We start from the raw sequence: 26,080 nt of genomic DNA on the forward strand, positions 1-26,080 counted from the left end.
GCGGCAATTTTTTCAGAACGCTTCCGCGGCCAATTCCATCGTGGTGGCGCTGCCGCTCTGGATCCGGGCCAGATGCACGGCGGTCTCCGGCAGCAGCTTCTCCATGAAGAAGCGGCCGGTCACGAGCTTGGTGTTGAGGTACGGCGTGGTGCCGGCGGCGGCCTTGTCCTGCGCCACCTTGGCCATCTTCGCCCACATGTAGCCGAGCGCGACGAGGCCGAACAATTTCATGTAGTCGGTCGCGGCGGCGCCGGCATTGTCGGGCTTGGCCAGCGCGTTCTGCATCAGCCAGCCGGTGGCCTGCTGCAGATGGCCGAGCGCGGTGGAGAGCGGGGTGATGAACGGCTTCATCGCCTCGTCGGCGCCATGCTCCTTGGCGAAAGCACCGACCTCGCCGAAGAACGCCATCGCGGCACGGCCGCCGTCGCGCGGCAGCTTGCGGCCGACCAGGTCGAGCGCCTGGATGCCGTTGGCGCCCTCATAGATCATCGCGATGCGCGCATCGCGCACGAACTGCTCCATGCCGTGCTCGGCGATATAGCCGTGGCCGCCGAACATCTGCTGCGCCGAGACCGTGTTGGCGAACCCGGTGTCGGTCAGGACGCCCTTCAGCACCGGCGTCATCAGGCCCATGTGATCGTCGGCAGCCTGGCGATCCCCAGCGTCGTTGGAGCGATGCGCGACGTCGCTCTTCAGCGCGGTCCATACCACCATGGCGCGCGCCGCCTCGTTGAAGGCGCGGATGGTGAGCAGCGTGCGGCGCACGTCGGGATGCACGATGATCGGATCGGCCGGCTTCTCGGGTTCCTTCACGCCGGTCAGCGAGCGGCCCTGCAGGCGCTCGCGGGCATAGGCGACCGCGTTCTGATAGGCGACCTCGGACTGCGCGAGGCCCTGCACGGCGACGCCGAGGCGAGCCTCGTTCATCATCACGAACATGCCCTGCATGCCCTTGTTCTCTTCGCCGATCAGCCAGCCGGTGGCGTTGTCGTAGTTCATCACACAGGTGGAATTGCCGTGGATGCCCATCTTGTGCTCGATCGAGCCGCAGCTGACGCCGTTGCGCTGCCCGAGCGAGCCGTCGGCATTGACCAGCACCTTCGGCACCACGAACAGCGAGACGCCCTTGATGCCGGCCGGCGCACCTTCGATGCGCGCCAGCACGAGATGGATGATGTTCTCGGTGAGGTCGTGCTCGCCGGCGGAGATGAAGATCTTGGTGCCCGTGATCTTGAAGCTGCCGTCGGCCTGGCGCACCGCCTTGGTGCGGAGCAGGCCGAGATCGGTGCCGCAATGCGGCTCGGTCAGGTTCATGGTGCCGGTCCACTGGCCAGCGACCATCTTCGGCACATAGGTCTGCTTCTGCTCGGGGGTGCCGTGCACCAGCAGCGCCGCGGTCGCGCCCATGGTCAGCCCGCCATACATCGAGAAGGCCATGTTGGCGGAGATCTGGAATTCGTTGACCGCCTGCGAGAGCGTTACCGGCAGGCCCTGGCCGCCGAATTCCGTCGGCGCCGAGAGGCCGAGCCAGCCGCCTTCTGCAACCTGCTTGAAGGCATCCTTGAAGCCCTTCGGCGTGGTGACGCTGCCGTCGTCACTGCGGTTGCAGCCTTCAAGATCGCCTGTGCGATTGAGCGGCTGCAGCACCTCTTCGCTGAGCTTGGCGGCCTCGCCGAGGATCGCCTCGCGCACATCGGCCGACGCGTCGGTGAAGCCGGGAAGATTGCCGTAGCGGTCGATCTGGAAAACGTCGTTGAGCAGGAAGCTGACGTCTTCAACGGGGGCTTTGTAGGTTGGCATGCTGGTCTCCCGGCTGGCACGTGGCCGCATATGCGACGGACGCTGCGCAGCGTGTCCTTGGGTTTGTTGGAGCGCACCTTATCCGGTTCCGGAGGTCCGCGGCAGATGCTATCGCGACCAAAGCGCGATGAGATTGGGTTGAAACGTCATCGCGCTTTAGCTCTTTGTTTGAGCATGATCTTTTCGGAAAACCGCTACGCACTTTTCCGGATCATGCTTTACGATTGCGAGGTTGCGCCGCTTTGCTTCATCAACTCCTCGCCCATCATCCGATGCAGCAGGTTGATCGCCTTGAGCGGACGCACCATCACCTTGAAATGCGTGATCCGGCCGTCACCATCGAACGTGATGATGTCGACGCCGTTGAGCTTGATGCCGTCGATCTCGTTCTCGAATTCGAGCACCGCGCCGGTGTCATTGCGCCACTCGCCAAGATACTTGAAGGTCGGGCCGCCGAGCACCTTGGCGGCGCTGGTGAGATATTTGAAGGTGATGTCGCGGCCGCGCTGCGGCGTGTGCACGACCGGGCTTTCGAACACCGCGTCGGGATGCAGCAGGTCCCACAGAGCGGCGGTGTCGTGGGACTTCATGTAGGCGTACCACTTGTCGAGGCCCGGCTTGCTCATTCGGACGTCTCCTGCGGCGGGGTTAAGAAGCCTGAACATCGGCCGCGCGCGACAGGGCGGCACGCCGATCACTATATGCATATTGACGCATATGCAAACTAACGCATAAAGTCAAGCGAGCTTGAGAATGGTCGTCTTGGGAACTGAGATGGAGGTGGGCGTTGGCACTCGGTGACGCAATCCTCGCATGCCTCACGGAACGTCCGATGACGGGCTACGAGCTCGCCAAGACTTTCGATGCGTCGATCGGCTTCTTCTGGAAGGCCGACCATCAGCAGATCTATCGCGAGCTCTCGCGGCTGCGCGACAAGGGCCATGTCCAGGGCCGCGAGGTGGTGCAGTCCGGCAAACCCAACAAGCTGGTCTATACCCTGACCGCCGAAGGCCGCGCGGCGCTGAAGCACTGGGCAGCGCGCCCGAGCGTGCCGCCCTCGATAAAGGATGACCTTCTGGTCCGGCTTTATGCGCTCGACTGCGTCGATATCGAGCCGCTGCGCACCGACCTGATGGCGCGGCTGGAGCATCATCGCGACCGCTATGAGCGCTATGAGCGCCTGCTCAACAAGCGATTTCCCGACGGCACCGCGCCGCCGGCCGATGTCGGCAAGATGCTCAGCCTGCGCCTCGGCATGCGCCATGAGCGCATGGTGGTTGAATGGTGCGGCGAGGCGCTCGACGCGCTCTCGGCGATATCCGGCCGCGGCAATGTGCTGCCGCTCGACGACGGCAAGCGCGAAAGCAGCGGCTAGGCACCCACCCCCTTGAAACGGGGAGGTCGCTTTGCTCGCCAGAGCAAAGCGGGAGGATCCGCTCGCTCCACATACAGCGTCGCCCGCGGCAAACTCCCATCCCGACCTTCCCCCCTTTCAGGGGGAAGGAGAAGCTTGGCGGCGACACAAGTCGCTGTCCTGATCCGGCGCAACAGGTTCCCGGATTCCCTAACTTTAGCGCCCGTCGGCCGCATTCCTTAACCCGTTATTTACCGTGACGGGAAAAAGTCAGCAGCTGAGGCAGACGCCCGGCGCAGAATTCGATTGTCTCTTAACGGGAATGCGCGGGGAGGCTGCGGGCGCAGGGTGTAGCGCCGGAGTCGGGACCGGACGGAATCATGAATTCGCGCGTATCGTGGAGTGTTGACGGCATCGATCCCTCCGTCCGCGACAGGGCCGAGGCGGCTGCGCGCCGCGCCGGGATGTCGCTGAACGACTGGCTCAACTCCACCGTCGGTGAACCGAGCCCGCCGGATTGGCGCATGGAGCAACGGCAGCCGATGCCGAGCCGGGAAAGCCGCGAGGTCGCAGATATCCACCAGCGGCTCGACGCCATCACCCGGCAGATCGAACAGATTGCAAAGCCTCTGACGCGCGCCGAAGCGGTGCGCGCCGAAGTCCCGCGCGGCCAGCCCGCCGTCGCGCGGCAGCTGAACGACGCGATTTCGCGCCTCGATGCCCGGCTGTCGCAAATTTCGCGGCCGCAGCCGGCGCGCGAACCGCAGCCACAGCCGATGCGTGAATCGCAGATGCAGCGCGAGCCGCAGATGCATGACCGGCAACTGGAGGAGAGGCTGCGCCAGGCGGAGGCGGTCGAGCGTGCCGCAGCCCAGGTCTATCGCCCCTCGCCGCCACTGAGCCCGGCCTCGTTCGATTTCGCGATCGCGGAGATCGCCGCGCGCCAGAACGAGCTCGACGGATCGGCACAACGGCAGATGCCGACGCGCGGCGCGCCGCCGATGCCGCAATCGGCTCCGCCGACGGCCGCCTATGCGCCGCCGCCGGCTGCGCCGGCCGGACCCGACTTCTCCTCGCTCGAGCGTCATCTGCTCAAGATCACGAGCCAGATCGAGGCGCTGCAGCGGCCCGACCATATCGAGCAGTCGATCGCGGCCTTCCGCGGCGAGCTTGCGGAAATCCGCCAGGCGATCACCGAGGCGATGCCGCGCCGGGCGATCGAATCGATCGAGAACGAGATCCGCTCGCTGCATCACCGGATCGATGAGCTCCGCCAGGAGGGCCGCAACGGCCAGGGCCAGGCGATCGCCGGCATCGAACGCGCGCTGTCGGAAATCCGCGAGGCGCTGCGCACGCTCACGCCCGCCGAGCAGCTCACCGGCTACGACGAGGCGATCCGCAATCTCGGCGCCAAGCTCGACATGATCCTGCGCGCCAACGACGATCCGTCGACGGTGCATCAGCTCGAGAGCGCGATCGCCGCGTTGCGCGCCATCGTCTCCAACGTCGCCTCCAACGACGCGCTGCTGCAGCTCTCCGGGGACGTGCATGCCCTGGCCGCGAAGGTCGACCAGCTGTCGCAAATGTCGCGCGCCGAGAGCCATGGCGATGCCTTCGCCGGGATCGAGCAACGCATTGCCGCATTGGCCTCGACGCTGGAGACCCGCGAGCGGCCGGCCGGCAATGACAACACCGATGCCATCGAAGGCGCCCTGCGCTCGCTGTCGGAGCGGATCGACCGCCTGCAGGTCGGCAACGACAGTTCGTCGGCATTCACCCATCTCGAGCAGCGCGTCTCCTATCTGCTCGAGCGCCTGGAGTCCGCCGACCAGCGCTCCGGCAATCTCGGCCGGGTCGAGGAAGCGCTGCATGACATCATGCGGCACCTCGAGGCGCAGCACGCCCACATCGCCTCGCTTGCCGACGCCGCCCGCAACGTCAGCACGTCCTCGCCGCAGCCGATGATGGACAGCGGCATCGTCGACATGGTGAAGCGCGAGCTGTCCGACATCCGCTTCAGCCAGTCGGAGACTGACCGCCGCACCCAGGATTCGCTGGAGACCGTTCACAACACGCTCGGCCATGTCGTCGATCGTCTCGCGATGATCGAGAACGATCTGCGTACCGTGCGCACCGCGCCGCCTGCTCCCGCGCCGGCCGAGTCGCGGATGGAAGCTCCGCGGATGGAAATGCCGCGGGCGGCGATGTCGCAGCCGATCGCGCAGCCCAAAGCTGAAGCGTACAAGCCTGACTCGTACAGGCCCGAATTGCCCAATCCTGCGCTGGCGCAGGAGCACTTCATGTCCGCGCCGCGCGAATTCCATGCCGCGCAGCCGGTCGAGAGCGCGGCGCCGCCGCCGCCGCTGCCGCCGCGCGCGATCAGCGAGATCCTCGAGCCGCATGCGGCGTCCGCTCGTGCCGCGATCGCGCCGGAACTGCCGCCGGATCATCCGCTCGAACCGGGCACACGCCCCTCCGGCCGCGTCGCTTCGCCGTCGGAGCGGATCGCGGATTCCGAGCGCGCGATCAGCGATCTTCCCGCCGGCAAGAAGGAGCCGGTCTCGACATCGAGCTTCATCGCCGCCGCGCGCCGCGCCGCGCAGGCCGCTGCCGCGCAACCCGTCAACGAGAAGGCGGCGCGCGCCGCGAGCAAGGCTGCAGCCAAGGCCAAGGAGAAGGCCGACAAGGCCGCGAAGGCGGCTGCCGCCAAGGCCGGCACGGTTGCGGCCGGCGCGCCGGCGACTGGCGCGCCGGAGGCACAGCCTTCGACCATCACCTCCAAGATCCGTTCGCTGCTGGTCGGCGCGAGCGTGGTCGTGATCCTGCTCTCAACCGCCAAGATGGCGATGAACCTGCTCGACACCAGCTCCGCGCCGCAGGTGCCGGCGATCGAGCATAGCGAGCCGGCCACGCCGCCCATGCAGCCGCCTGCCGAGAATTCCTTCGCGCCCGCCCCGGCTGCGCCGTCTGGCGTGCCCGGGCCGTCGATGACCTCGCCGACCCCGCTCGGCCGCCAGTCCAACAATACTCCGGCGCCGAACACGCTCGACAGCGCGCAGGTGACGATCCCACCGGCAATCGCGCCCGCACCCGCCGTCGCGCCTGAGCCGACCGCGGCGCCAACGGCCGCCGCCAACGACGTCACCGGCACGATTCCGACCGCACCGCCGCTCGGCGGCAAGCTCGTCATGGTCCAGATCCCGGCGGGCGAGAAGCTGCCCGATGCAATCGGTGGTCCGGCGCTGCGCAGCGCCGCGATCAAGGGCGATGCGGCCGCGGCCTATGAAGTCGGCGTCCGCTTTGCCGAGGGCAAGGGCGTGACCGCCAATGTCGACGAAGCCGCCAAATGGTATGCCCGCGCGGCGCAGGCCGGCGTGGTGCCCGCGATGTTCCGGCTCGGCACCTTCTACGAGAAGGGCCTCAGCGTGAAGCGCGACTTCGATGTGGCGCGACGCTACTACGTGCAGGCCGCCGAGCGCGGCAACGCCAAGGCGATGCACAATCTCGCCGTGCTCGACGCCGATGGCGGCGGCAAGGGCGCCGACTACAAGAGCGCCGCGCAGTGGTTCCGCAAGGCGGCCGATCGCGGCGTTGCCGACAGCCAGGTCAATCTCGGCATCCTCTATGCCCGCGGCATCGGTGTCGAACAGAACCTCGCCGAGTCCTTCAAGTGGTTCAGCCTCGCGGCCGCGCAGGGCGACGCCGACGCCGGCCACAAGCGCGACGATATTGCCAAGCGGCTCGATCCGCAGTCGCTGGCCGCAGCGAAGCTGGCGATCCAGACCTTCACCGCCGAGCCGCAGCCGAGCGATGCGGTCAACGTGCCGGCGCCCGCCGGCGGCTGGGATGGCGCGGCCGCGCAGCCCGCAGCGGCGAAACCGGTCAAGCAACCCTCGAAGCGGACTGCGGCGCTCGCCGCTCCAGCTCACTAAAGCATGATCCGGAAAAGTGCGAAGCGGTTTTCCGAAAAGATCATGCTCAAACAAAGAGCTAAGGCGCGATGACGATTCAACCTAATCTCATCGCGCTTTAGGTTCGAGACGGCTGCGGCGCCTTGACGGCGCCGCTGTCCTATACCTCCGGCCTTCGGCCGTGTAGACAGGCGCGCAGTTCCGCGCCGTCGGCGTACGTCCCGGAGGGTCAGGCTTGTCTGTCGACGATCGCCAGGATGATGGAACGGGCCACCGTTCGTCGCCGACCGGTCCCCGCGTTGCGCCGCCGCGGCAGGCGCCGTCTCCATTTGCCCGGCGCCCCTCAGCCCCGCCTCCGCCGACGCCCCAAGAGAACGTGGCATCGCCGCCCCGCGCCTTCCGGTTCTCGCTCTGGTCCATCATCATCTTCGTGCTGCTGTTGTCGAGCGTCGCCATCCAGGCTTACCGGGACCTGTCGACGCCGGGCGCCTGGGACTTCTGGCGCGAGACCTACATCGCGGCCAGCATGACGTCCGCGGTGATTCCCGACGTCGACATCGATGGATCGGGCCGCGGACGGCGGGCGCTTGCGATCAGCGGCAAGATCGGCTCGGCCAGCGCGAGCTGGTTCCGCGACCGGCTCAGCGAGGCGCGTCTCGCACCAGGCGACGTCGTGCTGCTGTCGTCGCCCGGCGGCGCGCTGAACCAGGCCGCCATCATGGGCGAGGTCATCCGCACGCGCGGGCTCGTCACCGCGGTCGCCACCGCCGATGCCTCGGGCAAGCTCCGCCCCGCGTCCTGCGCCAGCGCTTGCGTCCTGGTCTATGCCGGCGGCCAGACCCGCTATGGCATCGCGGGCTCACGGCTCGGCGTGCATCGCTTCACGACGAGCGCGCCGGTCGGCGATCCCCTCGCCGAGGCGCAACGCATCCAGGGCATGGTGCTGGGCTACATGACCAAGATGGGCGTCTCCTCCGCGATCGTCGAGGCGATGTCGCAAACCTCCGATATCCGCTGGCTGAACCCCAACGAAGCGCTCGCGCTGAACCTGATCACCAGGCCTGTCGATCGGCCCTAAAGCATGATCCGGAAAAGTGCGGAGCGGTTTTCCCTCGCGACAAACGCGGAACGCGTTTGCGCGGAGATCATGCTCAAACAAGGCGACACGGGCGTCATTAATCTGAATCATCAACCACGTCCGCAGCACGGCGGCCAGATGCGGCGAAAAATGCCCCCCGGGGTGGATTCTTTAGTCCCTCCCCCTGCCGAATTCGGTTATGCAAGAACGCGGCAATCGACCCGCGTTCGCCTGCGTCTTGCGCGCCGACCGGATTCGTTCAGCCGGAGAATGCCCGACCAGAACGACATCACGCCGTAATGCGGCCCTGTGCCGAGTTCGCGGCGAACCGACAAGAAGCGACGCGCGTGCAGCTCTATCTCCCGATCGCCGACATTCCGGTCAATGTCTTCCTCATCCTGGCGATGGGCGCGGCGGTTGGATTCGTCTCCGGCATGTTCGGCATCGGCGGCGGCTTCCTGATGACGCCGCTGCTGATCTTCGTCGGCATCGCGCCCGCGGTCGCGGTCGCCTCCGTCGCCAGCCACATCGCGGCCTCCTCGTTCTCCGGTGCCATTTCCTATTGGCGCAGACGCGCGATCGACCCGCTGCTGGCGGCGGTGCTGCTGATCGGAGGCACGCTCGGCACCACGCTCGGGGTGTGGACCTTCACCTTCCTGCGCTCGCTCGGCCAGCTCGACCTGATGATCGCGCTGTCCTACGTCATCCTGCTGACGACGGTCGGCGGGCTGATGTTCTGGGAAGGCCTGCGCGCGATGCTGCGCGCCCGCGGCGGCCGCCCCGTCACGCTGCGCAAGCCCGGCAGCCATGGCTGGATCCACGGCCTGCCGCTGAAGCTGCGCTTCAAGCGCTCCAAGATCTACCTCTCGGTCATCCCGGTGGTCGTGGTCGGGCTCGCGATCGGCTTCATCGGCGCAGTGATGGGGATCGGCGGCGGCTTCATCCTGGTGCCGCTGATGATCTATGTGCTGCGGGTGCCGACCTCCACCGTGATCGGCACTTCGATGGTGCTCACCCTCGTCACCATGGTGTTCGCAACCATGCTGCACGCGGTGACCAACCATCTGGTCGACGCCGTGCTGGCGCTGATCCTGATGGTCGGCGGCGTCACCGGTGCGCAGTTCGGCGCCCGCGCCGGCCAGAAGATCCGCGGCGAGCATCTGCGCCTGCTGCTCGGCCTGCTCGTGCTCGCGGTCGGCATTCGCTTTGCGGTCGAACTGGTGATCCGGCCGCAGGACCTGTTCAGCATCCGCGAAACCGGCGGAGCCCCGCCATGAGGCTGCGCGCGTCGCTCGCGATCATCAGCCTCGTCGCAGCCAGCCTGGCGGCCGCGCCCGCTCATGCCGAACGGCTGATCGTGTCGGTCTCCAACCACCGCGTCACGGTGACGCCGAACTATTCCGGCGGCGAGCTCGTGCTGTTCGGCTCGGTCGAGAAGGACGACAAGACGCCGGCCAATCGCAGCAATTACGATCTCGTCGTCACGGTGTCCGGCCCGCGCGCCGACATGGTGACGCGGCGCAAGGAGCGCAAGTTCGGCATCTGGATCAACACCGACTCGCGCCAGTTCCTGCAGGTGCCGGGCTATCTCGCGCTGTTCTCGAATCGCCCGTTCGACCAGATCGCCTCGCCCGAGGTGCAGCGGCGGCAGCAGCTCGGGCTCAACAACGTGCTGCTGATGCAGCGGGTCGGGCCCGACTATGCCGACGTGGTGCCGAACGACCCGTTCCGCAGCGCCTTCGTGCGGCTGCGCTCCGAGCACGGGCTGTACCGTGAGGCGACCTCGGCGGTGACCTTCCTGACCCCGACCCTGTTCCGCACCGGCATTCCGCTGCCGGCGGAGGTGCCGATCGGCACCTATAATGTCGAGATCAAGCTGTTTTCCGACGGCGCGCTGGTGACCAAGGCCGAGACCGCGTTCGAGATCGTCAAGGTCGGCTTCGAGCAATTCGTCGCCACCACTGCGCGGCATAACGGCCTTGTCTACGGCCTGATCACCGCGTTCATGGCGCTGATGACCGGCTGGATGGCCTCAATCGTGTTCCGCAAGGATTGATCTAGCCAGCCCTGCTTTGCAATGCGCTTTCGAACGCGTCGCTGAGGATCGAGAGGCCAAGATCGATCTCGTCGTCGCTGATTGTCAGCGGCGGGGCGATGCGGAATACGCTGCCCATGCCGGGCAACTGAACGATGTTGGTGCTCAGTCCAAGCTGCATGCAGCGCTGAGAGACACGCGTTCCAAGCGCTTCGTCAGGCTCCTTGCTGTAACGGTCGCGCACGATCTCGATGCCCTGCATCAGCCCCCTGCCGCGCACGTCACCGATGCATTCGAACCGGTTCTGAAGCGCGAGGAGCCCATCCCTGAGCCGCGTGCCCGCGATCCTGGCGCGCTCGACCAATCGGTCGCGCAGGATGATCTCGATGACCTTCAGCCCGACCGCGGCCGGCATCGGGTCCGACACATGTGTCGTGTAGAACAGGAAGCCACGTTCATGGCACCGCTCTTCGATCTCGGCGGAGGTGATGACCGCGGCCAGAGGCAGGCCGGCGCCGAGCGTCTTCGACAAGGTCAGGATATCAGGCACGACGCCGTCGCGCTCGAAAGCGAACATGGCGCCGGTTCGACCGAGGCCGGTCTGGGCTTCATCGACGATCAGCAGCATGCCGCGTACCCGGCACAGCTCTTTCAGCTCGGCAAGGTAGCCTTCGGGTAGATCGATCAGCCCGCCGGAGCTGAGGATCGGCTCGGCGATCATGCAGGCAAGCGAGCCGGTCGATTGGCGATCGATCAGATCGAAGGCGTAGGCCAGCTCGGCCCGCCAATCAGCCGCATTGCCGAAGCGCGGGCGATAGGGGTTCGGCGTCGGGATCGCGAGCGAGCCGACCGGCGCCGGACCATAACCCTTGCGGCCGGCCGAATAGGTCGTTCCGGCCGCGCCAGACGTCATTCCGTGCCAGGACTGCGCGAACGCGACGGTCTCGAAGCCGCCGGTGGCGAGCTTGGCCATCTTGATGGCCGCCTCGTTCGACTCGCCGCCCGTGCTGAGCAGCATGACGCGATCAAGCGCCGGCGGCAGCAGGCCCGCAAGCTGTTCGGCCAGCGCGACGACTGGGCGCGTCAGCATGCCACTGAAGAGATGGTCGAGCCGTTCGGCATGCTCGGTGATGGTCTGGACGATCTCCGGGTGACCATGACCGAGCACGGCGCTCATCTGTCCGGACGTGAAATCCAGGATGGCCCGGCCGTCGGCGTCATAGACGAAGGACCCGGAGGCGCGCTCGATGATGACGGGAGCGAACGTCCCACCGTAGCGAATGAGGTGCCGCCGCGCGCGATCCCAAAAGGATTTGTCGTTATTTCCGGCCATGCCCGCTCCTTGCTGCTCGGTCGCAGCGATCAAAGAACCCTCGCATCACATCTTATGCGCGCGGGAGGGCAATGACATTGCGATTTGAGATGCATTTCAGCCCTTCTTCTGCAATCAATTGCGTAAAAGATCGAAAATGCGAAAGAAATGGGAACCACGATCGTGATCGACGAGATCGACCGGAAGATCCTCGACGTGCTGCAGGTCGAGGGGCGCATCACGAATCTCGAGCTGGCCGAACGGATCGGCCTCTCGTCCGCCCCCTGCATGCGACGCGTTCGCACCCTCGAAGAGGCCGGCGTCATCAACTCCTATGTGGCGCTGGTGGACCCGACGCGGGTTGGACTCGGGTTCGACGTGATCGTCGAGGTCCGTCTCAAGCAACAGAACAGGGAATCCTTCGCGCGCTTCGAGAAGAAGGTGATCGCCCTTCCGGAGGTCGTCGAATGCTGCATGATTGCCGGCGATTGGGATTACTCGCTACGGATCGTGTCCTCGGACCTCGCGCGCTATCAATCGTTCATCCTCGACCGCCTCATGCATCCGGACAGCGATATCGCGAGCTATCGCACGACGATCATCCTGCGAAAGGTCAAATCGACGACCAAGATCGATAGCTCGCTGTTCGGCGAGGGCTGAGGAGTTCGAACAAGCTACAGCAGGAAGCCGATCCCCATCGCGATCACGCTGAGCGCCATCGCGCCGGTCGAGAGCCAGCCGAGCCAGTACAGCCAGCCGCCGACCACAAAGCGGTCCATGACGTCCCGGCGGCGGGCCATGAACATCAACAGCACCATCACGGGCACCGCGAGCACGCCGTTGACGACCGCGCTCCAGTACAGCGCCGCGATCGGATCGATCGGCGTGAAGTTGAGCGCGATGCCGATGCCGCCCGACAGCGCCAGCACCGAATAGAACGCGATCGCCTCCTTCGGCCTGCGCGTCAGCCCAACCCGCCATCGCCGGCCCTCGCCGACCGCATAGGCCGTCGCACCTGCGAGCACCGGGATCGCCAATAGGCCGGTGCCGACGATGCCGAGCGCGAAGATCACCTCGGCAAACGGCCCGGCGATCGGGCGCAGCGCCTCCGCGGCCTGCGCCGAGGTCTGGATATCGGTCTTGCCGGTGGCATGCAGCGATGCGGCGGCGGTGACGATGATCGACAATGCGATCAGGTTCGAAAACGCCATGCCCGTGATGGTATCGGCACGGATGCGCGAGAATTCGCGCCGGGCCCCGTAATGCCGCTCGATCAGCGGATGCTTGGTGACATCGACCCGCTGCTCCTCCGCCTCCTGCGAGGCCTGCCAGAAGAACAGATAGGGCGAGATCGTGGTGCCGAGGATCGCAACGATGGTCGTGAAATAGTCGGCGCTCCAGCTGATGCGCGGCAGCAGCACGCCGGCCAGCGCCTCCATCCACGACACCTTGGCAAAGGCGAGCGCCGCGACGTAGGCGAACAGGCTGAGCGTCAGCCATTTCAGGATAGCGACGTAGCGCCGGTAGTTCATGAAGATCTGCGCGGCCACCGAGGTGACGCCGAACAGCACCACATAGAGGATGGCCGGACCGCCGATCAGGAGCTTTGTGGCATCGGCCATGGCCGAAAGGTCGGCCGCGATGTTGATGGTGTTGGCAATCGACAGCAGCGCCACCACGACCGCGAGCAGCCAGCCCGGATAATGCCGGCATACATTGCCCGCGATGCCATGCCCGGTGATACGGCCGACCCGCGCCGAGATCTCCTGGATCGCGCTCATCAGCGGAAACGTCAGCAGCATGGTCCAGCCAATGCCGTAGCCGAGTTGCGCGCCGGCCTGGCTGTAGGTGCCGATCCCCGAAGGGTCGTCGTCGGAAGCGCCGGTGATCAGCCCGGGTCCGAGCGTCTCCAGGACGCGGCTGAAACTGAACGGCTGTCGCCGGGGCTTCGCCGCCGGCGCATCGTCATGTTTGTCGTGTGGTGGGATCGTCCCTTGCCGCGTCATGTCCGGTTCCAGCCGTCTGACAACGAGCCGGATACCGGCAAGTTCCTGGGACGAAACCTACGGCTCGATGACCGTGGCGATGCCGGGCTCGAGGATGCGCAGACGGCGGCCGAAGCCGAGCGTATCGAAGCTCGCGCGCAGGTCGCTCGCGCTCTGCCGGAAATGCGCCCAGCCGTCGGTATGAACCGGCACGATCACCGCGTCCGCAAAGGCGCGCGCGGTTTCGATCGCGTCATTGGTGTCCATGGTGAGATGGAAGGGGCCGCGGGTTTGCGCTGCGCCTGCGAACGGCAGCACCACGCCGCAGTCGAAACGCCGCGCAACCTCGGCGACGCCGTCGAACCAGGTCGTGTCGCCGCTGACATAGACCGGACGGCCCGGTTTTGCCGGCTGCACGACGAAGCCGATGACGTCGCCGGACAACGGCTCGATCCCGGCCGGTCCGTGCCGCGCCGGCGTCGCGGTGATGGTGAGCGTCCGGCCGCCCTTCTGCAACTCGGTCGAGGCCCAGGGCGCAAAGCCCTCGGCGTTGCCGCCGAGCCGCCTGGCGCCGGCCTCCGTCGTCAGCACGCGCCTCGCGCCTTTAAGGAAATCCCGGCCGGCATGGTCGAGATTGTCGGAATGCTGGTCGTGGCTCAGCAGCACCGCATCGATCGCGCCGACATCGCGCGCGCCGAGCGCGGGGCCCGTCAGCTTCTCAAGTTTCACATGCGGCAGTTGATACTCGCCGGGCGCATCGAAGGTCGGATCGGTGAGCAGGCGGAACCCGTCGATCTCGATCAGGGCGGTGGGGCCTCCGATCAGCGTGATGGTGATGCTCACGTCATACTCCTGTTGGGCGCGGCTGCCGCCGGGCGGGTCACCAGGTAAATGCCGAGCGCCACCGGAATGATCCCGAGCAGGTCGCGAAATTCGACATGCTCGCCGAGCACGAGGTAGGCGAACAGCATGCCGAGCGGCGGCATCAGGAAGTGATAGGCGCTTGCGGCGGTCGCGCCACACACTTTCAGCAGATGAAACCAGAGCAGATAGGCAAGGATCGAGCCGCCGAGCACGAGGAAGGTGAAGGCGCCGGCAAGCCGCATGCTGGGCACGATGTCGCTGACGCTGGAGAGCGCGAAGGCGAACGGCATCACCGCAAGGCCGCCGGCGATGTTCTGGATGCCGTTGCCGATCCACAGGCTGCCCTTCGGTGCCAGCAGCTTGAACAGCACGGTGCCGGCGACGATCGAGGCGAGCGAGGCCAGCGTGAACAGGATGCCATGCGGGCTGTCCGATCCGACCGACATGCGATGCCAGACGATGAAGGCGACGCCGACGATGCCGAGCACGAGACCAATCACCTTGCGCAAGGTCATGCTCTCACCGAGGAACAGCGCCGCCAGCATGGCGGTGAACACCGGATTGGCCGAGACGATCAGCGCGCCGAGTCCGGCGGAGACCGTCTTCAGGCCGGTATAGCCGAGGCCGAGATAGAGCGCGTTGTTGGCGACGCCGAGCACTGCGAACACCGCCGCATCGCGCCAGGTGAGATCCCATTGGTCGCGGCGCAGCCAGGAGATGGCGAGGATCAGAACCCCGGCGAGCGAAAACCGCGCGGCCAGCAGGATCAGCGGCGGGCAATCGGTGACGCCGATCTTGCCGGCGATGAACGCGTAGCTCCAGAGCAGGCAGAACAGGGCGATCAGCAGCGGCAGGGTGTTGAAGCGGGCGCGCGGGGCGGCCATCGAGGTTGCGGCGGACATGGGCGAATTCTCCTTCGGTCATGATCTAGGCCCACGCCTTGATATTTGGAAATTAAATGATAGACTGGCATGCAGTTGATTTATAAATGGAGGCTGCGATGCTCGACCTGGAGCTGTTGCGCAGTTTCGTCTCGGTGGTCGATGCCGGCGGCTTCACCCGCGCCGGAGAGCGCGTCCACCGCACGCAGTCGACGGTGAGCCAGCAGATCAAGCGCCTGGAGGAGGATGTCGGCCAGCCGCTGCTGATCCGTAGCGGCAAGGATGTCACCCCGACGGAAGCCGGCGAGCGGCTGTTGACCTATGCGCGGCGGCTATTGTCGCTCGCCGAAGAGGCCCGTGACGTGCTCTCGCGACCCGGCAGCGAAGGCGCGATCCGGATCGGCATCACCGAGGACTTTGCCGCCTATCGGCTGACAAAGCTGCTCGCCACCTTCGCGCGCAGCCATCCGAACTTGCGGCTCGACGTGCGCTCCGGCCAGAGCTTGTTCCTTTACCGTGATCTCGAGCGCGGCGATCTCGATCTGGCGCTGATCAAGCGCGCCGCCAATGAGAAGGGCGGCATCGCGGTCTGGCCTGAACGCGTGCACTGGGTCACCAGCAAGAGCCACCCGCGCGATACGACGGCCGGCTCGGTTCCGCTGATCGGTTTCGCCTCGGGCTGTCTCTACCGCGCCCGCGCCATCCATGCGCTGGAGAGCGCCGGCCGCAACTGGCACATGGCCTACACCTCCTCCAGCCTCGCCGGCATCCAGGCCGCGGTCGCCGCGGGCCTCGGGCTCAGCATTCTGTCGGAAATGTCGATCCAGCCCGAGCATCGCGTGCTGACCGCAAAGGACGGCTTTGCGCCGATCGACCGCACCGAGGTCGCCCTCGTCGCCGCCCCCGAAGCCAGCCCGGCGACACTGCGGCTGGCGGACAGGCTGGCGGAGTATTGCGAGAGCGTGCAGGCCAAGGCGGCTTAGGGCGAGATCGCGCCGCTACTCCGCTGTCGTCCCTGCGAAAGCAGGGACCCACAACCACAGGGTCGAGTTGTTAAAGCAGGCGGTGGCCCCATCGTTGCGCAACAACGACGATCGATGGTTCTGGTCTCGGGTCGCGCTGCGCTTGCCCGGGACGACGCCGAATGTGCGGCGCGGCAGGCGAAGGCGGCGTAGGGCTGAGACCGCACCGCTACTCCGCTGTCGTCCCTGCGAAAGCAGGGACCCATAACCACAGGGTCGAGTTGTTAAAGCAGGCAGTGGCCCCATCGTCGCGCAACAACGACGATCGGTGGTTATGGGTCCCGGGTCGCGCTGCGCTTGCCCGGGACGACACCGGGTGTGTGGTACGCGATCCTCAATAACACCGCGACGCGACGAACGCGTGGACGCGGTTGTCGCCGAGCACATGGGCCATGAAGCCGGGCGATCCGAAAATCCGTGTGAACGCGGCGTCGCGGATGCTCAGGCCCCCGGTGTAGGCGCCGAACGCCGGCATCACCGCGCGCTCGCCGTCACTGGCGAAGCAGCGGCGCTCGATCGAGCGGCCGCGGGTCGGCACCCGCGCCTTGGGGTGCAGGTGCCCGGCGATCTCGCCGGCTGCGCCGGTCGGCTCATGGCGGAACACGATCGGACCGATCGCGACTTCGGTCGCGACCACGCCGCCGAGATCGGACGGCAGCGCCGGATCGTGATTGCCCGAGATCCAGATCCAGTTGCGCCGCAGCTGCAACGCCGCGAGCGCCTCGCGATCCGGATCCGACAGGCGTTCATGCGCATCGCGATCGTGAAAGCTGTCGCCGAGCGCGATCACCCGCTGCGGATCGTGACGCGCAATCACGGCAGCGAGCCGGCTCAGCGTGGCGACCGTATCGTAGGGCGGCAGCAGCACGCCGCGGCTGGCGAAGCTCGAGCCTTTTTCCAGATGCAGGTCGGACACCACGAGCAGGCGCTGCGCTTCCCAGAACAGCGCGCCGGAGAAATCCGCCACGAATCCGACATCCGCCACCGTGACCCTCGAAACGCGCATGTCGTCACCGTCTCGCAAAACCTGCGCGCTTGCCGTCACGTCCTGTTCCCCAGAGTACCAGCGTTACGTCGTCGCCTCCCGCACGAGTTCCTCGGCCGCCTCGGCCAGGAGCTCGTCGGATGCTTCGCCATAAACTGACTCGCGGCCGATTTCCAGCAGCGCGGGGACGGCAAGCGGAGAAACGTGGTCGAGGTCCTTGTGGGTGATTCGGCCGTGGATGCGCGCAAGCATGTCGCTGAGGCGGCGGAGATCGAGCAATCCCGCGGCGGCGTCGCCGCGCGCGGCGCGCAGCAGCACATGGTCGGCCTGGTGCTTGCGCAGCACGTCGTAGATCAGGTCGGTCGAGAACAGCACCTGGCGGCGCGACTTCTCCTCGTCGGTAAAGCGGCGCGCGATCAGCCCGGAGATGATGGCGCAGTTGCGGAAGGTCCGCTTCATCAGCGCGGATTCCGCAAGCCACGCCTCGAGGTCGTCGCCGAGCATGTCGGGATCGAACAGCGCGTTGAGATCGAGCTTGCCGTGGCGGATCATGAAGGAGAGATCGCCGACGCCCCAGACCGCGAGCGCATATTCGTTGGCGACGAAGCCGAGCGGACGGGCGCGGGCGCGCTCCAGCCGGCGCGTCAGCAGCATGCCGAGCGTCTGATGCGCGAGCCGGCCCTCGAAGGGGTAGCAGACCAGATAATGGCTGCCGCCGCGCGGAAAGGTCTCGACCAGTAGCTCGCGCACCGCCGGGACACGCGAGAATTTTCGCTGCAGTGACAGCCAGTCGTGCACCTGGTCCGGCAATCCGTTCCAGGCGCGGCTGTTGTCCAGCAGCTTGCGGACGCGTTCGGCGAGATAGGTCGACAGCGGGAACTTGCCGCCCATATAGGACGGCACTTTTGCATCTTTATCATTGGCACGGGAGACATAGACCTGGTCTTCAACCAAGGCCTCGTAGCGCACCACCTCGCCGCCAAAGACAAACGTGTCGCCGGGCACGAGGCCCTCGATGAAGACTTCCTCGATCTCACCCAGCATCCGGCCGCCGCGGGCGATCGCGCCGGTCGATCCGCTACTTTTTCCTTGGCCGCCGGCGCGCGAGCGCACCAGCCGCACCTTGAGCATGGTCTCTTCGACGATGGTGCCGACGTTGAGGCGATAGCTCTGCCGCACCTTCGGATTGGTGACGCGCCAGCGGCCCTGCTTATCCTGCTTGATGCGCGCGAAACGCTCATAGGTCTTCAGCGCGTAGCCGCCGGTGGCGACGAAGTCGACCACATCGTCGAAATCGGAGCGTGCGAGCGATGCATAGGGCGCGGCGGTCCTGACCTCATCATAGAGTTCATCGGACAGAAACGGCTTGCCGCAGGCGCAGCCGAGCACGTGCTGGGCCAACACGTCGAGCGCGCCCGAGCGCAGCGGCGGCGTGTCCTGCGCATTCTCGGCGATCGCGTCGATCGCGACACGGCATTCCAGCACCTCGAACCGGTTGGCCGGCACCAGCACGGCGCGCGAGGCCTCATCGAAGCGGTGGTTGGCGCGGCCGATCCGCTGCATCAGCCGCGACGAACCTTTCGGCGCGCCGATATTGATGACGAGGTCGACATCGCCCCAGTCGACGCCGAGATCGAGCGAAGAGGTACAGACCACGCCGCGCAGCTTTCCGGCGGCCATCGCGTCCTCGACCTTGCGGCGCTGCGCGACGTCGAGCGAGCCGTGATGCAGCGCGATCGCAAGGCCATCGTCATTCATGCGCCAGAGATCCTGGAACAGCATCTCGGCCTGGCTGCGGGTGTTGACGAACACCAGCGTGGTCTTGTTGCGCTTGATCAGCTCGTAGACCTCGGGCAGCGCGTGGCGCGCGCTGTGGCCGGACCATGGCAGCCGTTCCCGCGTGTCGAGCATCTCGACCACCGGCGGCGCGGCGCCGCCGGCGGTGACGACGTCAGCGGACGCGTTCTCGCCACCGGGCTGCGGCACCAGGAAGCGCGCGAGCTGCTCCGGCTCGGCGACCGTCGCCGAGAGACCAATGGCGCGGATCTGCGGCGCGATGGTCCAGAGCCGCGCAAGTCCGAGCGACAGCAGATCGCCGCGCTTGGAGGTGACGAGCGCATGCAGCTCGTCGAGCACAATGCGCTTCAGCGAGGAGAACAGGAACGGCGCGTCATCGGATGCCAGCAGCAGCGCCAGCTGCTCCGGCGTGGTGAGCAGGATGTCGGGCGGATAGCGCCGCTGCCGCTGCCGCCGCGACACCGGCGTGTCGCCGGTGCGGGTCTCGATCCTGATCGGCAGCCCCATCTCGGCGACTGGCGTCTCCAGATTGCGCGCGATATCGACCGCGAGCGCTTTCAGCGGTGAGATGTAAAGCGTGTGCAGCCCGCCGCTGCGGCGAACGCCACGGCCGGTGGAGATAAGGGCTGGGCGAACTGTCCTCGATTCAATTTCGTCGCTTGCGAGATCGTCGGGCTCCCTCCCCCTGAAACGGGGAGGGTTGGGGTGGGGGTCAGGCGCTTGCTCCGTGCCCGTGGCTGACCCCCACCCGTCGCGCTCGGCCGCGCTATCGCGCGCCGGAGCACGCCGACCTCCCCCTTTCAGGGGGAGGTGAGCAGAAGCACCGCGGTCGAATCCTTCTCCACTCAACTCCACCAGTGTCGGCAAGAACCCCGCCAGCGTCTTGCCCGCCCCAGTGGGCGCGATCAGCAGCGCGGAGCGTTGCTCGCGCGCTTTCGCCAGCAGCGCGAGCTGATGCTCGCGCGGCGACCAGCCGCGTGAGGCAAACCAGTCGCGAAACCGGCGCGGCAGGAGATCGGCCGTTTCCGACGGCGGAACGGAGAAGAGATCGAGCGTCGACACGCCCAAGAGGTAGGTGGTTCAGGCGGCTTCGTCGAGGGCGGACGGAAATGGCGGCAGGTGGCAAGGGGCCGCGACAGGACGCTTCGACTCCCTCTCCCCGTCCTTCACGGGGAGGGTTGGGGTGAGGGACTGCTTCCGCGAGCGGCGAGTGCCGTGAGACCTGTGCCCCCTCACCCGGATCGCATCTTGCGATGCGATCCGACCTCTCCCCGCAAGCGGGGCGAGGAACAGCGTGCTCCACCGCTACTCCGTCATCGGCTGGCCGGAGAGGTCCCAATCCTTGCCGTTGAAGATCGAGACATAGAGCGTCTTCATCGGCGTGTAGTCGTCGGGCGTATAGCTGTAATTGATGCCTTCAAGGAAATAGGGCGAGTGGAAACCGGCGAGCGTGGTAGCCTGCTTCAGCACGTTGGCGCGGGTCAGGTCGTCGCCGCAGCGGCGCAGGATTTCGCCCATCGTTGCCGCCTGCCCATAGCCGGCGAAGGCGATGGTGTTGTCGGGGTCGATGTTCGGCAGGTACTTCTTGCGCAGCTCCTCGAACGCGATCACGTCCGGATCCTTCTCATACCGGGGTACGCCGACTTCCTTGTTGTAGCGGATCGCGACGATGTCCTTGGCGTTCTCGAGGCCCGCGGCGCTCAGGATCGAACGGCCGGTCGAGCCCGCCGACAGCAGTTGCAGCGGCTTCCAGCCGAGCTCGGTCACCTTGCGGATCGACTGCGACGTCGCCTTGCCGGTGGTGATGTTGTAGAAGACGTCGGCGCCCGACTTCGAGAGATTGATGAGTTGCGAATCGACCGTCGGATCGGTGAGATCATAGGTCTGCTCCATGATCACCTGTGCCTTGCCGCCGGCATCGGCCAGCACCTTCTTGAACGGCCCCAGGAAGTCGCGACCGAAATCATCGTTCTGGTAGAGGATGCCGACCTTGGCGTTGGGCTTCACGCTGACGACGTGCTTGGCGAGGATGCGCGCCTCGGTCGGATAGAGCGGCAGGCCCGCCATGGTCCATTTGAAGTTCTTCGGATCGTTCCACTTCGAGGCGCCGGTGTTGAGCAACAGCTGCGGCACGCCCTTGGAATTGAGGTATTTGTGCACGGAGGTCTGCGGCGCGGTGCCGAGCGAGCCATACAGCGCCAGCACCTCCTCCTGCTCGACCAGACGGCGTGTCGCCTCGACGCATTTCGGCGCGCTGTAGGCATCGTCCATGGTGAGGAATTTCACCTTGCGGCCGTTGATGCCGCCCTTGTCGTTCAGCATCTGGAAATAGGCTTCGCCGACGCGGCCCAGCACACCATAAAGCGAGCCGGGGCCGGAATGCGGCACGGTCTGGCCGAGCTTGATCTCGGTGTCGCTGGCACCCGGATCGTACTTCTTGTCGGCGGCCCGGACGAAAGGCGCGGGCAGCACGGACGCGGCGATCACGGACAATGCGGTGGCGCCGAACTCGCGCCGTGTATGTTTTTTCATTATTTCTCTCCCTGAGGCGAAAAGCTCTCGCATTCCGCTTTGCGCCGGGCAAGCGCGAAGTCATGACTTTGCGGCGCAATGCCGCGTCACGGCAAATGCGTAGCGTGTAGACTCAAGTTCGGGTGCGAGGCGGCGCTCTCTTCCCTTCTCCGCTTGTGGGAGAGGGTGCGTTAAGGCTTGACCGCGACGGCGACGAGTCCGGGTGCCGGGATATTGTCTTCATTGCGCGCCGAGAGATCGTCGAGCTGGGCCAGCGTCAGCCCCGCGGCAGCGACAGAGTCGCGCACGTAAGCTGCACTGTGGGCGTAGCGCAGTCCCTCGCCGATGATGACGCCTTCGCCGTCATGGGTCTCGGCCGTGAAGGCGAGCACGCCGCCCGCCACCAGCACACGGCTGGCCTCGGCGAGCACCGGCGCGAGATCGGCGACATAGACCATTGCATCGGCGGCCAGGATCAATTCGGCGCTGGCCTCGCGCTTGGCCGAAACGGCCTTCAACATGTCGTCGACCTCAAGCTCGGCATAAAGGCCGGTTGCGCGCGCCTTGTCGATCATGCGCGGCGACAGGTCGATGCCGATGAAGCGATCGACATGCCGGGCGAATGCACCGGCCGCCAGCCCGGTGCCGCAGCCGAGATCGATCGCGCGCTTGAAGAAGGCCGGTTTCTTTGCGCCCGCACGCACCGACAGCACCGCCTTGAACAGCAGCGCCGGGCCGCGATAGCCGAGATCGCCGACCAGCGCGGGCCTCGAAGCGCGGCGCATATTGATCGAACAGCGTCTGTACATAGCCCGGCGGCATCGAACTGACGGCCTCGACGCCGAGCTGCATCAGGTGAAGGCCGGCGCCATGCCGGTCTTCGGGATCGGCGTCGCGCGCGCCGCGGAACGCTGCGATCGCGGCCTCGCGCTGGCCGAGCTCCAGGCGGATCTTGCCCAGCGTGTACCAGGCCGACGGGAATTTCGGCACAAGCTCGATCGCCTGTTCGAGCAGCTCGGCGGCAGCCGGCAGATCGCCCTTCAATTGCAGGTCGCGCGCGAACTCGTAGCGGCGGTCGGCGACGAGGTCGCCGGAGGACAGAAACAGGCGGAGGGCCATTCGCTTTAAGGAACCAATCTCGGCCGGGTCCGGCCATCCATCAAAGCACGGACTTTTTCCGGAGATGGATGCACGGGTCAAGCCTGCGGATCCGGCTAAACATCGCGAATCGAGCGCCTATATAGGGACGATGCGCCCGCAAGACATCCTGATGCCCGTCCCGGCCGGGCTTTGCTGCAAGCCCGGCGGCTTCCACATCGATCCTGTCAGGCCGGTCGAACGGGCACTGATCACCCATGGGCATTCCGACCATGCGCGGGCGGGTCACGGCGCTGTGCTCGCGACCCAGGAAACGCTCGACATGATGCGGCTGCGCTATGGCGAGAATTTCGCCGGATCGACGCAGGCGATCGCCTACGGCGAGGAGATCAGGCTGGGCGACGTCACGGTGACGTTTCATCCCGCCGGTCACGTATTTGGCTCCGCCCAGATTTCCGTGACCTGCAAGGACACCCGCATCGTCGCCTCCGGCGACTACAAGGATGCGCGCGACCCGACCTGCGCGCCGTTCGAGCTGGTGCCCTGCGACGTCTTCATATCAGAGGCGACGTTTGGATTGCCGGTGTTCCGCCATGGCGATGCCGCCGGCGAAGTGAACAAGCTGCTGGCGTCGGTCAAATTGTTCCCGGAGCGCGCGCATCTGGTCGGCGCCTATTCGCTCGGCAAGGCGCAGCGCGTGATCGCGCTGCTACGCGAGGCCGGCTACGACGCGCCGATCTACCTGCATGGCGCGATGGAGAAGATCACTTACTACTATCAGGAGCGCGGCATTCCGCTCGGCGAGCTCCGGCCCGCGCGCGGCATGAAGAAGGCCGAGCTGGCCGGCACCATCACGCTGGCGCCGCCGAGCGCGACATCCGATGTCTGGACGCGCCGTTTCCCCGATCCGGTCACCGCATTCGCCTCGGGCTGGATGCGCGTGCGCGCCCGGGCCCGGCAAGGCGGCGTCGAGCTGCCGCTGGTGATCTCGGATCATGCGGACTGGGACGGGCTGACGGCGACGATCGCGGCGACCGGCGCCGGCGAGATCTGGGTCACCCACGGCCAGGAAGATGCGCTGGTGCATTGGTGCAAGACCAAAGGCCTTGCCGCGCGGCCGCTCGATCTGGTCGGCTATGGCGACGAGGACGAAGGCGAGACCGCCGCACTGACCGGCGAGGCCAAGCCCGCTGGCGAAGCCGAGTCCGCCGGCGAGGCAGAAACATGAACCGCTTTGCCGAGCTGCTCGACCGCCTCGCCTACGAGCCCGGCCGCAACAACAAGATCAAGCTGCTGGTCGCCTATTTCCGCGAGACCGAAGATCCCGACCGCGGCTACGCGCTGGCGGCGCTGACCGGCGCGCTGTCGTTCAAGCACGCCAAGCCCGGCCTGATCCGCGACCTGATCACCGAACGCGCCGACCCGGTGCTGTTCGGCTACTCCTATGATTACGTCGGCGACCTCTCGGAGACGGTCGCGCTGATGTGGCCGAAATCTTCTCCTTCTCCCGCTTGCGGGGGAGGGTCGGGGTGGGGGTCTCTCCACACGGTCGACAAGCAGAGACAGCCCCCACCCGGATCGCCCGACCGCGCTGACGCGCAGCCGAACGATCCGACCTCCCCCGCAAGCGGGAGAGGTGAAGAAAGCTTGCCCCCCGATACCCGACACAACAACCCGCCTCCTCCAACCCTGACTGACGTCGTCACCACGTTGCGCACGCTCGGCAAGGCCGAGTTGCCGGCACAGCTGGCGCGCTGGCTGGACGAGCTCGACGAGACCGGGCGCTGGGCGCTCTTGAAGCTCGTCACCGGCGCGATGCGGATCGGGATCTCGGCGCGGCTGGCGAAGACCGCGGCGGCGGCGCTCGGCGACAAAGACCCGCACGAGATCGAGCTGATGTGGCCCGGCCTGTCGCCGCCCTATCTCGACCTGTTCGCCTGGCTCGAGGGCTGCGGCGACAAACCGGTCAACCGCGACCCTGCGCCGTTCCGCCCGGTGATGCTGGCGCACGCGATCGAGGATAGCGATTTCGCCAATCTCGACGCCGCCGATTTCAGCGCGGAATGGAAATGGGACGGCATCCGGGTGCAGGCGGTGTCCGGCCGCGACGCGCGAGGCCATGTCCAGGCGCGGCTCTATTCGCGCACCGGCGAGGACATCACCGGCAGCTTTCCGGATCTCGTGCCGTCGCTGCATCTGCCCGGCGCGATCGACGGCGAATTGCTGGTGCTGCGCGACGGCCGCGTGCAGACCTTCAACGTGTTGCAGCAGCGGCTGAACCGCAAAGTCGTTTCGCCGAAGCTGATCAAGGAGTTTCCGATCTACCTGCGCGCCTACGACCTGCTCGGCGACGACGAGAACGATCTGCGCGAGCTGCCCTTCACCGAACGCCGCGCGCATCTCGAAGCCTTCGTCGCCAGGCTGAATGATCCGCGCATCGATCTGTCGCCAACCATCCCGTTCGCGAGCTGGGACGAGCTGGCCGCGGCGCGCGCCGATCCCAAGAGCGCCGGCGCCGGCGACGATGCCGACGCGGTCGAAGGCGTGATGCTGAAGCGGCGCGACGCGCCCTATCTGCCCGGACGGCCGAAGGGCCCGTGGTGGAAGTGGAAACGCGATCCACACATCATCGACGCCGTGCTGATGTATGCCCAGCGCGGCCACGGCAAGCGCTCGTCCTATTACTCCGACTATACGTTCGGGGTCTGGACCCATGGCGAGGCCGGCGACGAGCTGGTGCCGGTCGGCAAGGCCTATTTCGGCTTCACCGACGAGGAGCTGTTGCAGATCGACCGCTTCGTCCGCCGCAACACCACCGAGAAGTTCGGCCCGGTGCGCCATGTCGTGCATGAGCCGGATCAGGGGCTGGTGCTGGAGGTCGCCTTCGAGGGATTGCAGCGCTCGCCGCGTCACAAATCCGGCGTCGCAATGCGCTTCCCCCGGATCAGCCGCCTGCGCTGGGACAAGCCGCCGCGCGAAGCCGACCGGCTGGAGACGCTTGAACGGATGTTAATCTCCATGACAGGAAGTTAAATCCCAAGCGTGCATGGCAGCCATTGATCGCGGTGCGCGGGTTTCCCATGTGCACCGCCGTGACCTATAATGCGGGCGATTCCGCGGGAGAGAGCAATGCCAAACGACATCCGGGACTTGCCGGCCGGCCGCAGTGACGGCCTGTACCGCTTTCTCGGCGGATCGCCGCTCTCTGTGGCGTTCCGGTTGATTCTGCTGTCGATTTTGGTTGGTGTCGTGCTCGCCGCGATCGGCCTCGATCCGTGGAACATCCTCAACAGCATCCGCAGGCTGTTCCAGAGCATCTGGGATTTCGGCTTCGACGCGATCAACTGGGCCTGGCGCTACTTCCTGCTCGGCGCCGTCATCGTGATTCCGATCTGGCTGTTGTCGCGGCTGTTCGGCGCGCCGCGCGGCCGCTGATCCCAAGGAGGG

At 66.3% G+C, this 26,080-nt stretch carries 19 protein-coding genes and 1 pseudogene; 10 read left to right on the forward strand and 10 right to left on the reverse strand.

The window, feature by feature from the left end; genetic code table 11:
• Positions 1 to 12 precede the first annotated feature (12 nt).
• Together ACVWY5_RS35370 and ACVWY5_RS35375 are read right to left on the reverse strand one after the other, a co-directional pair.
• Positions 13 to 1,800 (reverse strand): acyl-CoA dehydrogenase C-terminal domain-containing protein, encoded by a 1,788-nt coding sequence (locus ACVWY5_RS35370; protein ID WP_028334613.1) that lies wholly within the window; start codon positions 1,798 to 1,800, stop codon positions 13 to 15.
• Between the two features lie 218 nt (positions 1,801 to 2,018).
• Entirely contained in the window at positions 2,019 to 2,426 is a 408-nt protein-coding gene (locus ACVWY5_RS35375) for a nuclear transport factor 2 family protein (RefSeq protein WP_028334612.1), read from the reverse strand.
• Between the two features lie 161 nt (positions 2,427 to 2,587).
• Between ACVWY5_RS35375 and ACVWY5_RS35380 the strand changes: the two genes are divergently transcribed.
• From ACVWY5_RS35380 to ACVWY5_RS35400, 5 genes are all read left to right on the forward strand, one after another.
• A complete protein-coding gene (locus ACVWY5_RS35380; RefSeq protein ID WP_028334611.1) occupies positions 2,588 to 3,175 on the forward strand; it encodes a PadR family transcriptional regulator in 588 nt (195 codons plus the stop codon).
• Between the two features lie 359 nt (positions 3,176 to 3,534).
• Complete coding sequence (locus ACVWY5_RS35385) at positions 3,535 to 7,086, forward strand: SEL1-like repeat protein (RefSeq protein ID WP_028334610.1); 3,552 nt, start codon at positions 3,535 to 3,537, stop codon at positions 7,084 to 7,086.
• A 214-nt stretch (positions 7,087 to 7,300) separates the two neighbouring features.
• Complete coding sequence (locus tag ACVWY5_RS35390; RefSeq protein ID WP_028334609.1) at positions 7,301 to 8,143, forward strand: hypothetical protein; 843 nt, start codon at positions 7,301 to 7,303, stop codon at positions 8,141 to 8,143.
• A 347-nt stretch (positions 8,144 to 8,490) separates the two neighbouring features.
• Complete coding sequence (locus ACVWY5_RS35395; protein ID WP_028334608.1) at positions 8,491 to 9,420, forward strand: sulfite exporter TauE/SafE family protein; 930 nt, start codon at positions 8,491 to 8,493, stop codon at positions 9,418 to 9,420.
• Positions 9,417 to 10,199, forward strand: coding sequence for a TIGR02186 family protein (locus ACVWY5_RS35400; RefSeq protein ID WP_028334607.1), 783 nt, complete (start codon positions 9,417 to 9,419; stop codon positions 10,197 to 10,199). The genes ACVWY5_RS35395 and ACVWY5_RS35400 overlap by 4 nt, the downstream gene beginning before the upstream one ends.
• Position 10,200: 1 nt before the next feature.
• Here ACVWY5_RS35400 and ACVWY5_RS35405 read toward each other — a convergent pair whose 3' ends face one another.
• A complete protein-coding gene (locus ACVWY5_RS35405) occupies positions 10,201 to 11,511 on the reverse strand; it encodes an aspartate aminotransferase family protein (protein WP_038377556.1) in 1,311 nt (436 codons plus the stop codon).
• Positions 11,512 to 11,658: 147 nt separating this feature from the next.
• Between ACVWY5_RS35405 and ACVWY5_RS35410 the strand changes: the two genes are divergently transcribed.
• The gene (locus ACVWY5_RS35410; protein ID WP_028334605.1) at positions 11,659 to 12,150 is read left to right on the forward strand and encodes an Lrp/AsnC family transcriptional regulator; all 492 of its coding nucleotides are present in this window, start codon (positions 11,659 to 11,661) and stop codon (positions 12,148 to 12,150) included.
• A 14-nt stretch (positions 12,151 to 12,164) separates the two neighbouring features.
• Here ACVWY5_RS35410 and ACVWY5_RS35415 read toward each other — a convergent pair whose 3' ends face one another.
• From ACVWY5_RS35415 to ACVWY5_RS35425, 3 genes are read right to left on the reverse strand one after another with little or no spacing between them, the layout of a single operon-like run.
• The gene (locus ACVWY5_RS35415; protein WP_028334604.1) at positions 12,165 to 13,496 is read right to left on the reverse strand and encodes a divalent metal cation transporter; all 1,332 of its coding nucleotides are present in this window, start codon (positions 13,494 to 13,496) and stop codon (positions 12,165 to 12,167) included.
• Positions 13,497 to 13,553: 57 nt separating this feature from the next.
• Positions 13,554 to 14,318, reverse strand: coding sequence for an MBL fold metallo-hydrolase (locus tag ACVWY5_RS35420; protein WP_028334603.1), 765 nt, complete (start codon positions 14,316 to 14,318; stop codon positions 13,554 to 13,556).
• Positions 14,315 to 15,241 carry a DMT family transporter gene (locus ACVWY5_RS35425; protein ID WP_028334602.1) on the reverse strand — a complete coding sequence of 309 codons (927 nt, stop codon included), beginning with the start codon at positions 15,239 to 15,241 and terminating at the stop codon, positions 14,315 to 14,317. The genes ACVWY5_RS35420 and ACVWY5_RS35425 overlap by 4 nt, the downstream gene beginning before the upstream one ends.
• 98 nt (positions 15,242 to 15,339) lie before the next feature.
• Here ACVWY5_RS35425 and ACVWY5_RS35430 point away from each other — a divergent pair, with 98 nt between their 5' ends.
• Positions 15,340 to 16,203, forward strand: a complete 864-nt coding sequence (locus tag ACVWY5_RS35430) for a LysR family transcriptional regulator (protein ID WP_028334601.1) — start codon at positions 15,340 to 15,342, stop codon at positions 16,201 to 16,203.
• 373 nt (positions 16,204 to 16,576) lie between these two features.
• On the opposite strand, the gene pdeM is transcribed toward ACVWY5_RS35430, so the two are convergent.
• From pdeM to ACVWY5_RS35450, 4 genes and pseudogenes are all read right to left on the reverse strand, one after another.
• Entirely contained in the window at positions 16,577 to 17,248 is a 672-nt protein-coding gene (gene pdeM, locus ACVWY5_RS35435; protein WP_038377543.1) for a ligase-associated DNA damage response endonuclease PdeM, read from the reverse strand.
• A gap of 63 nt (positions 17,249 to 17,311) precedes the next feature.
• Positions 17,312 to 20,086, reverse strand: coding sequence for a ligase-associated DNA damage response DEXH box helicase (locus tag ACVWY5_RS35440; RefSeq protein WP_321176681.1), 2,775 nt, complete (start codon positions 20,084 to 20,086; stop codon positions 17,312 to 17,314).
• Positions 20,087 to 20,329: 243 nt separating this feature from the next.
• Entirely contained in the window at positions 20,330 to 21,556 is a 1,227-nt protein-coding gene (locus ACVWY5_RS35445) for an ABC transporter substrate-binding protein (RefSeq protein WP_028334599.1), read from the reverse strand.
• A 170-nt stretch (positions 21,557 to 21,726) separates the two neighbouring features.
• Positions 21,727 to 22,654: pseudogene (locus ACVWY5_RS35450) on the reverse strand (methyltransferase domain-containing protein).
• 130 nt (positions 22,655 to 22,784) lie between these two features.
• Here ACVWY5_RS35450 and ACVWY5_RS35455 point away from each other — a divergent pair.
• The 3 genes from ACVWY5_RS35455 to ACVWY5_RS35465 all read left to right on the forward strand — a co-directional run bounded on the left by ACVWY5_RS35455 (position 22,785) and on the right by ACVWY5_RS35465 (position 26,068).
• A complete protein-coding gene (locus ACVWY5_RS35455; RefSeq protein ID WP_028334597.1) occupies positions 22,785 to 23,861 on the forward strand; it encodes a ligase-associated DNA damage response exonuclease in 1,077 nt (358 codons plus the stop codon).
• Positions 23,858 to 25,666 carry a cisplatin damage response ATP-dependent DNA ligase gene (locus ACVWY5_RS35460; protein ID WP_028334596.1) on the forward strand — a complete coding sequence of 603 codons (1,809 nt, stop codon included), beginning with the start codon at positions 23,858 to 23,860 and terminating at the stop codon, positions 25,664 to 25,666. The genes ACVWY5_RS35455 and ACVWY5_RS35460 overlap by 4 nt, the downstream gene beginning before the upstream one ends.
• A gap of 96 nt (positions 25,667 to 25,762) precedes the next feature.
• Positions 25,763 to 26,068, forward strand: coding sequence for a DUF6460 domain-containing protein (locus ACVWY5_RS35465; RefSeq protein ID WP_028334595.1), 306 nt, complete (start codon positions 25,763 to 25,765; stop codon positions 26,066 to 26,068).
• Positions 26,069 to 26,080: the final 12 nt, after the last annotated feature.

The organism is Bradyrhizobium sp. USDA 3256, from assembly GCF_054058275.1.

What these genes read in the sequence shown, in the direction of transcription:
- ACVWY5_RS35405 (WP_038377556.1), bottom strand. Translation starts at nt 11,511, where the DNA reads ATGGCCGGAAATAACGACAAATCCTTTTGGGATCGCGCGCGGCGGCAC.
- ACVWY5_RS35445 (WP_028334599.1), bottom strand. Translation starts at nt 21,556, where the DNA reads ATGAAAAAACATACACGGCGCGAGTTCGGCGCCACCGCATTGTCCGTG.
- ACVWY5_RS35425 (WP_028334602.1), bottom strand. Translation starts at nt 15,241, where the DNA reads ATGTCCGCCGCAACCTCGATGGCCGCCCCGCGCGCCCGCTTCAACACC.
- ACVWY5_RS35400 (WP_028334607.1), top strand. Translation starts at nt 9,417, where the DNA reads ATGAGGCTGCGCGCGTCGCTCGCGATCATCAGCCTCGTCGCAGCCAGC.
- ACVWY5_RS35465 (WP_028334595.1), top strand. Translation starts at nt 25,763, where the DNA reads ATGCCAAACGACATCCGGGACTTGCCGGCCGGCCGCAGTGACGGCCTG.
- ACVWY5_RS35430 (WP_028334601.1), top strand. Translation starts at nt 15,340, where the DNA reads ATGCTCGACCTGGAGCTGTTGCGCAGTTTCGTCTCGGTGGTCGATGCC.
- ACVWY5_RS35370 (WP_028334613.1), bottom strand. Translation starts at nt 1,800, where the DNA reads ATGCCAACCTACAAAGCCCCCGTTGAAGACGTCAGCTTCCTGCTCAAC.
- ACVWY5_RS35375 (WP_028334612.1), bottom strand. Translation starts at nt 2,426, where the DNA reads ATGAGCAAGCCGGGCCTCGACAAGTGGTACGCCTACATGAAGTCCCAC.
- ACVWY5_RS35415 (WP_028334604.1), bottom strand. Translation starts at nt 13,496, where the DNA reads ATGACGCGGCAAGGGACGATCCCACCACACGACAAACATGACGATGCG.
- ACVWY5_RS35455 (WP_028334597.1), top strand. Translation starts at nt 22,785, where the DNA reads ATGCGCCCGCAAGACATCCTGATGCCCGTCCCGGCCGGGCTTTGCTGC.
- ACVWY5_RS35410 (WP_028334605.1), top strand. Translation starts at nt 11,659, where the DNA reads ATGGGAACCACGATCGTGATCGACGAGATCGACCGGAAGATCCTCGAC.
- ACVWY5_RS35460 (WP_028334596.1), top strand. Translation starts at nt 23,858, where the DNA reads ATGAACCGCTTTGCCGAGCTGCTCGACCGCCTCGCCTACGAGCCCGGC.
- ACVWY5_RS35385 (WP_028334610.1), top strand. Translation starts at nt 3,535, where the DNA reads ATGAATTCGCGCGTATCGTGGAGTGTTGACGGCATCGATCCCTCCGTC.
- pdeM (WP_038377543.1), bottom strand. Translation starts at nt 17,248, where the DNA reads ATGCGCGTTTCGAGGGTCACGGTGGCGGATGTCGGATTCGTGGCGGAT.